The 11,595-nt window shown below is 53.4% G+C and carries 7 protein-coding genes; 3 read left to right on the forward strand and 4 right to left on the reverse strand.

Going from position 1 to position 11,595, the window contains the following annotated elements; all coding sequences use genetic code 11:
- Positions 1-12: 12 nt before the first annotated feature.
- On the reverse strand, positions 13-507 hold the full coding sequence (locus SK3146_RS01005) for a MarR family transcriptional regulator (protein ID WP_249863307.1): 495 nt from the start codon (positions 505-507) through the stop codon (positions 13-15).
- A gap of 164 nt (positions 508-671) precedes the next feature.
- On the opposite strand from SK3146_RS01005, the gene SK3146_RS01010 reads away from it, so the two are divergent.
- Entirely contained in the window at positions 672-1,415 is a 744-nt protein-coding gene (locus SK3146_RS01010) for an NADPH-dependent oxidoreductase (protein WP_249863308.1), read from the forward strand.
- 450 nt (positions 1,416-1,865) lie between these two features.
- On the opposite strand, the gene SK3146_RS01015 is transcribed toward SK3146_RS01010, so the two are convergent.
- The 3 genes from SK3146_RS01015 to SK3146_RS01025 all read right to left on the reverse strand — a co-directional run bounded on the left by SK3146_RS01015 (position 1,866) and on the right by SK3146_RS01025 (position 9,336).
- Positions 1,866-3,239: a UDP-N-acetylmuramoyl-tripeptide--D-alanyl-D-alanine ligase gene (locus SK3146_RS01015; protein ID WP_249863309.1), complete on the reverse strand. Its 1,374-nt coding sequence runs from the start codon at positions 3,237-3,239 to the stop codon at positions 1,866-1,868.
- Between the two features lie 127 nt (positions 3,240-3,366).
- A complete protein-coding gene (locus tag SK3146_RS01020) occupies positions 3,367-4,512 on the reverse strand; it encodes a winged helix DNA-binding domain-containing protein (protein WP_249863310.1) in 1,146 nt (381 codons plus the stop codon).
- Positions 4,513-4,914: 402 nt separating this feature from the next.
- Positions 4,915-9,336 (reverse strand): Ig-like domain-containing protein, encoded by a 4,422-nt coding sequence (locus SK3146_RS01025; protein WP_249863311.1) that lies wholly within the window; start codon positions 9,334-9,336, stop codon positions 4,915-4,917.
- A 208-nt stretch (positions 9,337-9,544) separates the two neighbouring features.
- Here SK3146_RS01025 and SK3146_RS01030 point away from each other — a divergent pair, with 208 nt between their 5' ends.
- Together SK3146_RS01030 and SK3146_RS01035 are read left to right on the forward strand one after the other, a co-directional pair.
- Entirely contained in the window at positions 9,545-10,528 is a 984-nt protein-coding gene (locus SK3146_RS01030; protein ID WP_249863312.1) for an ATP-binding protein, read from the forward strand.
- A 66-nt stretch (positions 10,529-10,594) separates the two neighbouring features.
- On the forward strand, positions 10,595-11,593 hold the full coding sequence (locus SK3146_RS01035; RefSeq protein WP_249863313.1) for a hypothetical protein: 999 nt from the start codon (positions 10,595-10,597) through the stop codon (positions 11,591-11,593).
- Positions 11,594-11,595: the final 2 nt, after the last annotated feature.

Consider the following 11,595-nt stretch of genomic DNA (forward strand, 5'->3'; position numbering starts at 1 on the left):
TGATCAGCGTCATTAAAGCTGCCGCAAACGAGCCAGCTTCTCCAGAAAGTTTGCCACGATTTCCAGTGACGTTAAGTCGAAGCTCGCTAACAGTTCCATTGCTTTTTGATCCTGCTCCCGGTGAAATAACCGATGCAGTTCAGCCAATTCGACGCCAAGCGGAGTCACGGAAAAATAAATTTCTTTCAGGTTGTCCGGCAGCTGGGTTTTCCGAATCAGGCCCTGCTCCAGTAATTTACGGGTAATTTTGGAAACGGTCCCTTTCGTTATATCCATCTCTCGGGCGATATCGACCCCTTTAATACCGTCATGCCGATGGATGACGTCCAAAATATGCAGGCTTGAGACGGACAGCCGGGGCACCAGCTTTTTCAGCCTGTCGTCGGTAATACGCTCCACGATCCAAGCCCGGTCATTATCCTCGTCGCTCTCGCTGATGAAAATCCGGTACATGGATTTTTCGATGCGGTTTTTGAGCTTAAGCAAATCGTCATTCATCTCTGTCATAAGACAAGCCTACCTTTTTTTCTTTTCATTATAGCATAGTTTCCGCAGAAACCATTTGACAAAGCATCATTTTCTTGCTATTGTAGTTTCCACGGAAACCATATTTTCAAATTTTTTTATTCATATAGTTTCCGTAGAAACCATATTGTCTGGAGGAACATTTTATGAATGAGGTCCTACAATTAATTCATCAGCATCGCTCTATTCGTAAGTTTAAAAATATTCCGTTGACCGCCGAGCAAATTGAAGCCATTGTCGACGCGGCGCAAATGGCGCCGACTTCTGCGCATATGCAGCCGTTTTCGATCATCGGCGTCACGGATCATGAGCTTCGCAAGAAGATCGCGGTGCATTCGGAAAATCCGTCGATTGAGGAATGCGGGTACTTTTTTATTTTTTGCGCCGATCTTCATCGCATGATGCTGGCTGCGGGACCGGAGCAGCAGGAAAAAATGAGCCGCAACCTGAGCTTCTCCTATTTTTACCAAACCGCTGTGCTGAGTGCGGCGCTTGCTTTGCAAAACGCCAATTTGGCGGCGGAATCGATGGGGCTCGGAGTTGTAATCATCGGCGGCATTAACAGCGCTCTCCCCTCCTTGGACGAATGGCTGGACCTGCCGGACTTCGTTATTCCTTTGGTCGGTTTTGCGGTCGGCGTTCCCGATGAGCACCCCGAGCAAAAGCCGCGTTTGCCGCGTTCCGCCGTATTTTTTGAAAACCGGTACGATCGCGATCTTAAAGAACAGGTTGAAAGCTATGACCGGGACTTGGAGGCGTATTACGGCGCGCGAACGAATAACAAGCAGAAGGCGAGCTGGTCGGGGAAATTCATCGCCATGCTGGATAAGGATTTGCCGTTGGAGGGGTATACGGAATACGTGAAAAGCAAAGGATTTGATCTGAAATAGCGCGAATATATGTCAACCGCTGGAACAAATATTTAATTATGGCGGAACATTAAATTATACAACTTAACATGAATAAAATTAGGGGTGACTGCCCCTAATTTTTTCATTATTATCTAAGTAAATGACCTGCCTTCGGAAGAAATAAAATATCTTGCTTATCATGGTTATACAATGTTTTACGCTGCCTCGTTGCAGCACTGGACAATGTTGAAAAAAATAAACTGGCGCCACAAGCTGCAGCGCCAGTTTATCCCCCTTCCTTTCTCCTATCGCTGCTGCATTTTCCTCAATACCTGCTATTTGAATTCTTCCGTTTTTCTGCCGGATGTATGGCTTCGATGGCGTCTCAGTGTATAATCAAAAAAGTTTTTATCGTGATCAGCATACGTATCCTTATGCAACAACAAACAGACAGCTGCGGCAGTCTGTTTCGATCACTTTGGATATCGCTCAACACAGAAGCTCTGGTATGACGAACTCCAACTGCATTCCCCTTGATCCCTTGAGTAGTACAGCGTCATTTGGCTTTACCCTTTTCTTCAAGACCTGCGTTAATTTTTCTTTATCTAAAAAAGATTGGACATGGCCTTCAGGGAACCGTGCCTGTGCTTCCTCTGCTATATGCCTAGCAAGATTGCCGAAAGTATAAACAAAATCAATTTTGCCGGAGTCGACGATGCGACCGATCTCCCGATGAAATTCCTGTTCTTGATCGCCTAATTCGAGCATATCTCCCAGGACTAGAAACTTTCTTGCATAACCTGTTAATTCCTCGAATGTTTTGATTGCTGCGGACATGGAGACTGGACTCGCATTCCATGCATCGTTTATAATGGCAATTCCTGAGGAAGAGACGATCTTCTCCATTCTCATGCCCGTTACTTGCAAAGCCCGGAAACCACTGTCTATTTCAGTTGGACTTAGACCCAGTTTGGATGCGATAGCAATAGCTGCAAGCGCATTTGAAATATTATGTGCGCCAAGAAGCGGTATAAAAAACGGATGATCTTCCACGGTGAAAAAAGAACCTTCCGGGTTCGTTACGCTTGAAGTAACATGAATACCATTCGCTTCACCTTCGCCGAATGTAATGGTAGATAGCGCTTGTTTGCTTGTGATCTCTTTAAGCCTGTCGCTCAGGAGGGGTTCGTCTCCATTGTAGATCAGCACGCCATTATCCGGTAATCCGTTGACGATTTCCAGCTTCGCGGCGGCAATTTCTTCACGTGATCCAAGTGTCGATAAATGAGACACACCAATCATGGTTATAACGGCAAGGTCCGGCTTAGCAATCTCTGAAAGGCGCTCGATCTGGCCTCGTTCGCTCATCCCCATCTCTAAAACCGCAATTTCTGCGTTTTTTTCCATTTCCAATATAGTTAAAGGCAGTCCTATCTGGCTGTTTAAATTACCCGTTGTCTTGTGGACCCTGAACGTTGTTCCCAGCACGGAATTAATCATGTCTTTGGTGGTTGTCTTGCCGTTGCTGCCGGTAACTCCAATTACTTTTACGGATAGTTCTTTCCGATAATGAGCTGCGAGAGCCTGCAATGCTTCCAAGCAATCATCTACATAAATAAGCGGAATATGTTGGGGCGGGTTTGGATGATCCTTTTGCCAAAATGAAGCTGCCGCTCCTTGAGAATATGCGGCTTCCACGTAATCATGACCATTGAGCTGCCGTTGTATCGGGATAAATAAATTGCCTGTTTTTACTGTTCTTGAATCAATGGACACTCCTTGGACGGTAATATCTTCATACACGGCTTCTAGCCCATTTCCTTCGGACATTTGTTCAATCATTTTCAGCTTACAGTTAATCATCGGACTACCGCCTCTCGAACCCAATTAGCATATTTATTATAGTTCTCGAAAAATAAGGATATTCCTTTTAACGGAAGCTTGAGCACGGAATCGATTTAGCAGTGTTTGCCTTCGATACACTAACTGTTTAATGAAAAATAATTTCGGAGATCGCCGCATTCGAAACTGCGAAATGAAGCATACGAGCCCCCTCCTCAGATAGAGCATCTAGCTCTTGTTTGGGAAGCTCATGAAATGGTTCGATATGCAGAACAGCCCGCTTACGTCCGCTTATCAGCTTCCAGGTTCCGGCGACGAATCCGTCGATGAGAATGGTTGCACGGATGATTCCGTTCGACGTGAACACATGTTTGCGGTACGTCTCATCCATGATTCTGCTGCGGTCCGCATAGGACAGCAGCATATTATCGAACTCGCCGAGGAACCGCGGAACAGACAGCGTATCTGCATCAGGCCGAGGGGCATCCGGTAGATCGAACAGCTCCTCGCCTCGTTCGTTGCGGAATGTGATTAGATGGGGACGAAGAGATCTTATATCTTCTTGAATGCGTGTAAGTCCCGACCAAACCTGAATATCCATAACTGTAGCCGGTCCGAACGCAGCCAAGTAACTCCGAATGATCCACTCCGGCTCCGGCGATGAGCATAGAGGCTGGCCAAGCCATGCTTCAATTGACGTATGTATAGCCTGGCCGCTTTCCCCCCATATGCCCCGCGGCGGTATTTGCACTAACGGCACCCTATTCCGAACCGCTCCCGCTGCAGCTTCCGGATCGAGACCGGACCAATGTTCACAAAGCCGCATACCCAATTCACTGAACGTCAGGGGCTCCGTTTCAACCAGTTTCCTTCCATCTGAAGCAAGCGTTTCTTGGTCTATTCCCTTAAGCTGCTTGCCGAAGGCTCCGTTCAGGCTGCGGTTCATGACGGGCTGCAGCAATGGGCGCAGCCGCAAAGCGTCACGGGCAGAAACCAGATGCAGAGTCGAACGCATCAGCGCCATGCGCACAACCTGCCTATCCCGCAAAAGCTCCGACAGTTCTTCATGCCGAAAAGCTTCTATCCGCGACCATAAGCCGAAATAAGGGGCGTTCGGGGATTGTGCCTGCATCCCAGCCAGCTTCTCAATGGCCTCCAAGACGGGGAGCTTCACACGGCTAAGCAGCATTTGCCTTGCCAGCAGTGCGCGATTTAACTCGCGGTTACTGAGTACTTTACCGGGTTCTTTATCGGTCACCGACTTTTGGATTTGCGCTTTTTTGGCTGCATTCATGTGAACATCTCCCATCTTTTATAACCATCATTATAGTTTAGCGTTAGCGGAATCTCCAGAAGAAAGCCCGGAATGTCAAGGATTATATTAAACCATGCACCCTGACAACATTATGTCAGGGTGCATGGGGTACGAAACTTTTTTTAAGATGCGAACCCGTACAAGCTTCATACACGACATCTAACCCATTTCTTCCGGGCAGTGTTCAACCGCTTTTAGCTTGCATCCAATCACCGGAACATCGCATCCCGAACCAAATTAACATCATCATTATAATTCTGGGAAAATAAGCATATTCCTTTCAGCGGCGGAAACTTAAGCACGGGAACGATTTAGTTGATGGAATAAGAAATCCCCCAAGTTTGTACCGGTGAACGGCACGCAGCTTGGGGGGTTCTCACGTTAATCGATAAATTTCAAATATTGCAGCAATCGTTTCAGCAGAACGGCGCTTTGGGCGCGCGTGGCAGGATCTTGCGGATTGAACGTCGTTTCGGTGGTGCCTTCGATGATGTTCGCAGTCAGCAACTGCGCTGTCGCTTGCTCAGCCCAGCCGGCCAAGCCGGCCTTGTCGGAAAATCGTTCCAGCGCCGCAACATCCGCAGGCGGAAGCTCCCCGGCATATCGGATCGCACGGGCCAGCATCACCGCAAGCTGTTCGCGGGTGATGAGTGCATCCGGTTGAAATGTTCCGTCTTCATAGCCCTCAATGAGTCCCGCTTCCGAAGCCGCCGCGACCGCTCCGGCATACCAGGCCGCTTCCGGCCGCACATCTTTATACAGCGCTTTGCCGGGTTTTTCGGCCAATCCAAGCGCGCGTACGAGCATCGCCGCAAACTCGGCTCGAGTCACTCTGCGTTCCGGGTCAAACGAATTTGTGTTCACGCCTTGAAGGACTAGCTTGCTCGCCAGCAGCTCAATATCGCCTTGGGCCCAGTGTCCCTTTACATCCTCGAACGTTCGATCCGAGCGAATCGCGGTGTACAAGCTGTTATGCGGTGCGAAGAACGTCGCTTCCGCGCGATGATCCCCCGTTCCGAATACGGAAGGAACAAAATACGGCCGTCCATCCGCGCCCACCCAAACGACGGTGGATTGGTCCGGAATTGCCGCGGCATCCAACGCGATCGACCGTTCCGTGTAAATGCCGTCGTTATCCGTCATTTCGCTGCCGTTGATGGAAAGCGAAAAGTCCATCGGCTGCGCGAGCATTGTGTAGCCTTGCCGGGTCAAGTCGGCATCCAGCTTGCTCCGTGCCGCGTCGGATGATTTGGCGATAGCTACCGTGACAGTCGCATTATTCGGCACGCTGGCCCAGATACGCAGCGGCAGACTGTAGCTGGCGCCGTTCACTTGGATGCGTATTACAGCTTCCGGCTGCGTACGGAGCACTTCCTGCATCGTTCCTGCGTGAAGGTCGACCTTCACGATCGGATCGGCGTTATCTATCTTGATGACGGCTGTCCCTTCTGGGGCAAACAGCGGCTTCAAAACTTCCGCGCTCAGTCCGAACCGAATCACCGACCGGCCGTCGCTTGCCTGTTCTTTTACCGCGATGACCCGAACGTCTTGACCGTTCATGTTCACCGTAATCTCCATGTTCGGATTTGATACCTGAATCGGACCCGAGCCTTGCGAAGAATCGGAACTGTCCGAGGAATCCGAGCTATCTGAAGAGTCCGAGCCGCCAGAGGAGCCCGAAGATTCGACGGCCTTCAGATCGATGCGGTCTGCGGCGATGGCATTTCCGGCGATGACGTTTACGATTGTCGTAAACGTTTGGTATCCAGAGGCTATGACGGTTAATGTATGGCTTCCGGCCGTCACGCCCGCCAGTGTAAATTGGCCGTTAGTATCGGTTATGCCACTTATTTCATCTATCGATACTTTTGCACCGGGCAATGGAACGTTCCCTGCGCCATACACCGTCCCCGTCACGGTTCCGGTGGTCGGAGGAACCGGCTGTACCGTAACCGTCGCGCTCGCCGTATACGAACCATCAGCGGTTGTGACCGTGATTACCGCCGTTCCTTCGGCGACCGGCGTCACTTCACCGTCTCGGTTCACCGCAGCGACCGACGAATCGCTCGAGCTCCAGCTCAGCGATTGGTTGCTCGCGTTCGCAGGCTGGACGGTCGCCGTCAGCTTCTGCGGCGGTTGGCCCGCCGTAAGGTTCAGCTCCGTAGAATCCAGGCTGACGCCCGTTACCGCAACCGGAGCGAGAGTCAACTCGATTCGCCCTGCATCGACGGTCTTTCCGGCGACAACGGTCACCGATGTCGTATAGGCGTTATATCCCGCAGCCTCTACCGTCAAGGTATGGCTTCCCTCTGCCACATCCGCCAGCGTAAACTGACCTAGAGCATCAGTTGCTCCTCGGATTCCGTCTATCCTTACCTCTGCATCCGACAACGGGGCATTTCCAGTTCCATATACCGTTCCCGTCACGGTTCCGGTGGTCGGAGGAACCGGCTGCACCGTAACCGTCGCGCTCGCCGTGTACGAACCGTCGGCGGTCGTAACCGTGATTACCGCCGTTCCTTCGGCGACCGGCGTCACTTCTCCGTCTAGGTTCACCGCAGCGACCGACGCATTGCTCGAGCTCCAGCTCACCGCTTGGTTGCTCGCATTCGCGGGTTGAACCGCAGCCGTCAGCTTCTGCGGCGACTGGCCCGCCGTAAGGGTCAGCTCCTCCTTATCCAGGCTGACGCCCGTTACCGGAACCGGAGCGAGAGTCAGCTCGATTCGCCCTGCATCGACGGTCTTTCCGGCGACAACGGTCACCGATGTCGTATAGGCGTTATATCCCGCAGCCTCTACCGTCAAGGTATGGCTTCCCTCCGCTACATCCGCCAGCGTAAATTCCCCTTGACTGCCGGTGATGCTGCGGATTTCGTTTATTTTCACCGTCGCACCGGACAACGGAGCATTGCCGATGCCATATACCGTCCCCGTCACGGTTCCGGTGGTCGGAGGAGCCGGCTGCACCGTAACCGTCGCGCTTGCTGTATACGAACCGTCGGCGGTCGTAACCGTGATTACCGCCGTTCCTTCGGCGACCGGCGTCACTTCGCCGTCTCGGTTCACCGCAGCGACCGACGCATTGCTCGAGCTCCAGCTCACCGCTTGGTTGCTCGCATTCGCGGGTTGTACCGCAGCCGTCAGCTTCTGCGGCGGCTGGCCCGCCGTAAGGGTCAGCTCCGTAGAATCCAGGCTGATGCCCGTCACACGCACTTTATCTTGAATATGACCCGCTTCTAAGCGAATGCTGCTCCATGCCCGAATCTTATGAGCCTCATCGAGCTCGTAGATTTCTAGAACCTGTCCTGCGCTTACGGCGGGGATATCCTCTCCGAGCGAGTATGGTATCGCACCGTCCGGAACCGCGGCTCCGACTATAGGGCGTGCGCCCGCTGCTTCACCGAGGGTATAAGCGAAGGTAGAATCTGCTCCGAGGGGAACAGCCGTCGCTTTCGTCGAACCGAGCGTGCTGCCCGGTGCAACGCCGAGCCCGGCAAGATCCGGCGCCAATTCGTCAACGCTCAAAATTAGAAGCGAAACGGCGGTTTTCAATCCTGCGTCGATTGCCGTAACGGTTATAGGGAACAAACCTGCCTGGGAAGGCACGCCTTCCAGCACACCGGAGCCGCTCAGCCGCATACCCGCCGGAAGCCAGGAAGCGCTCCAGCCCAATTCGGCCGGCGTATCCTTGAAAGCTTCGAGCTGCAATGAGTAAGGAGCATCCTTCCTCGCCCTCGGCAGCTCGGTCGTCAGGATGACGGGAGACAGATAAGGGTAGCCTCCATTTATAAGCGGGTTCATGCTCCAGGTATTGACGAAATCCCATCCGCCGTAATTCGTTTGCTGCCGCATGTCAGCCGTTGCCCGTCCTGTGAGATCCGGCGATCCGTTGATGAAACCACCTCCTATACCTGCGGTTTGTCCGGTACTCTGTTGATCGAAGAACGAATCGTCGATAGAGGCAGATTCTGTGAAAGCTCCCACAAAACCGCCCATCAGAAGATAATCCGATCCTCCGCCCGATGTAACGGCCCCGGTCGCATAACTTTTTTCGATCGTTCCGTAAATGATGTGTCCCGCCAAACTGCCGGCATTGAAAAAAGAGCCGGAGAAGGATGAATTGGTAACCGTTCCGGCCGCGTAAGCGCTGCTGATCTTACCCGCGCCTTGCGATCCGACAAGACCGCCTGCATATTGATTGGAGGCGGCGCCGCTTTTCACGGATGCGGACGAGCGGGAGCGTTCTATGGTCGAATTAAGCGCCGTTCCTACCAGCCCTCCGGCCACACTCACACCGCCGATAGAGCCGGTATTTCCGCCGATAACAGTGCCCTGCGTATACGAACGGAGAATATTTCCCCCGTTCAGGATGCCGGCCAGGCCGCCCGTGGAGCTGCCGCCCTCCGCTTGGACCGAGATGCCCAAATCTCTAACGCTCCCCGATATTTGACCAAAGAAGCCTACATTTTGCCGTGCGTCATCATGAATCGTAAGTCCGGAAATGCTGTATCCCCTGCCGTCGAACGTTCCGCTGAAAGCCAGGTTCTCGTTGCCCCCGAATGGAATCCAGTCGAATCCGGTCATATCGATATGATTCGTCAGGCGGATGTTGCGGTCGAGATACGAGGCTTGATTTTGATCGATATAAGCCAGCTGTTCCGCGGTGGAAACCCCCACCCATCCGGAAGCTTCAGGCGGGACGGAATTGGCATCGGCCCGCGCGATCGGTGCAAAAAGAGCCATTGGGCCGATAAAAACCGAGATCGCAAGCAGCATGGCTAAGAAAGTAGATAACCGTTTCATGCAGTACAAATCTCCTTTTATTAATGAAATCGTTTATTTGAACGCTTGTTCTAGTGTAAAATAAGAAGCGAAATGGTTGTGTTTCATTTTTGTTTCAATTTTTCATGAGGAAAGAAGTGTATAGGATGGAATCCTTATCAGCAATAGAAAACTCCGCGTCCCGCCGCCCTGTGATCGGCTTCGGCCGGGAATTGGACCGCTTGGAACAGTGGCTCGCCGATCCTTTGGCCGAGGCGCAGCTGTTTTCGGTTTCGGGGATCGGGGGATCGGCAAGACGACGCTGCTTATGGAGATGGCTCATCGGGCGAGGCGGGCATCCGCGCTCACTCTATGGCTGGACGGGCAAGGCGAGCTGGCCACATCGAGCGCATTCCTGTCGAGCCTCGAGATGGGACTGGAGAGCGAATACGGCAAATTCAGAGCGGCGGGGGCGCCTCTTCTGCCTTATATCGTTACCGAGCTATCGCGGCAGCGAACCGTATTGATACTGGATAACGGAGAACGTCTCGATCGTCTGGAAGGCTGGCTGCTGTCAAGCTTCCTGTCCCGGCTCCGATCGGCCGGCGTGCTGCTCATTGTCGCCTCGAGAAGCGGTCTTCCCGTAAAATGGCAGACAAACCCGGATTGGGGCGGCAGCAGCCGGATCGAAACCTTCGCATTGCAGCTGTTCAACCGGGAGCAGGTGCTGGATTACTTGCGCGGAAGCGGTCTGGAGGCGAAAGCGCAAATGGAAATCGCTCAAAAAACGGACGGGCATCCTCTGCTCCTCGCGCTGACCGTCGACTTGCTTCGCTCCCATGAGGGAGAGGGAACAAGCCGGTGGAATGACATTCCGGCCATACTGAGCGCCGACTGGCTGCGGGAAGCCGCTTCACCGGCCATGCACCGGGCTTTGACGGTTCTGTCGCTGCTGCCGGCGGCGGATCAGTTCACGCTGAACGCATTGCTGGACAAGCCTCTTGAGGCGTCCGACTACTACGATCTCGCCAAATTATCGTTCATCCGGTCAACATCCCAAGGCTTGTCCTTGCATCATGTGGTGTCCCGCCTGTTAAGAGACGATTACAGCCGCCGCGATCCGCAGCAGTTCGGGGCGCTGCGCCATCGGGCGTTTCGGCTGATGGCCGATCGGTTTCATACTGCGGACCGGCGAACGCAAATGCGCATTGCCGCCCATGTGCTTGAACTGTAACGCGAATTTCTGCCTTCCGCCCATGCTTATGTCGACTTTTCTTCGACTCTTCAGGCGGGAGAGCCTATGCCGTATCGGCCGGAGGATTTGCCTTATCTGCACCGGTTTTTGGCCGATTCGCTTGCACGCGCCGACTGGCAGTCCGAACTGGTCCGGTCGGCGGAATGCCACGCCGTTCTTGACGAGATCGCTAGGCATAGTCCCGAAGGAATCTGTATTGTGCGCAGCGACAGCGGCACACCGCTCGGTTTCTGCGCAGGCCTCCGGCTGCACGCGCTGTCCGCCCCTCTGCTGGAGCGGTACGCCCCCTCGTTCTTTCCGTTACTCGGAGAAGAAGGCCCTGTCTATCGCGATGTTTCTCCGGAAGCGGCAGACACCCTGTGCGTGCTTCTGGCTGCAGTTGACGTGGACCAATCCTTATATAGTCCCGAAGAGCTGGGCGCCCTGCTCATGCAGCAATGGCTGATCCATATGACCGGCGGCTGGCGGGGAATCATCGTCACGGCCGATCCGCAGATGAGCGCTTTGCTGCCGATACTTGGATTTCAAGCCAAGAATGAGAACTTGCTCCGGCAGGCCGATTCGGCGGCAAACGAAATGACCCGATGGGAACTGGATTTCCGGCATATTACCTTCGACGAATGGGTGCAGCTCATTATTCGGCAAACGGGACCAGCCGGGACGATCGGGGGACACGGAGAAGAGGGTCCCCGATTCGGACGCGGGATGGAAATAAAGATCGATGCGAGTGAGGCGAAACAAATTTTGCAGCAGTTGTTTCAAGTCGAGGAGCTCGAGCAATTACACGTTATCCGGCAGCTGCACATACCGGGAGCAGCCGTTCGGGCGTGCGTTCAGGCGGTTCTAACTGCCGAAAACCCGCCGCTCCCGCTGACGCAGCTTGAGCAGCGAATATTGCGGGAGAGTTTTCTCCACAAGGCTCTGAACAAAAATCAGCTGGCCGAAGCGTTCCATATGAGCCGGACGACGTTTTACAGGCAAACGCTGCAAGCGGTGAGTCATCTGGCGCATGTACTGACGCAGCTGCTTGCTTCCAGCCGGTAGCT

This window comes from Paenibacillus konkukensis, from assembly GCF_023523925.1.
Lineage (GTDB): Bacteria > Bacillota > Bacilli > Paenibacillales > NBRC-103111 > Paenibacillus_S > Paenibacillus_S doosanensis.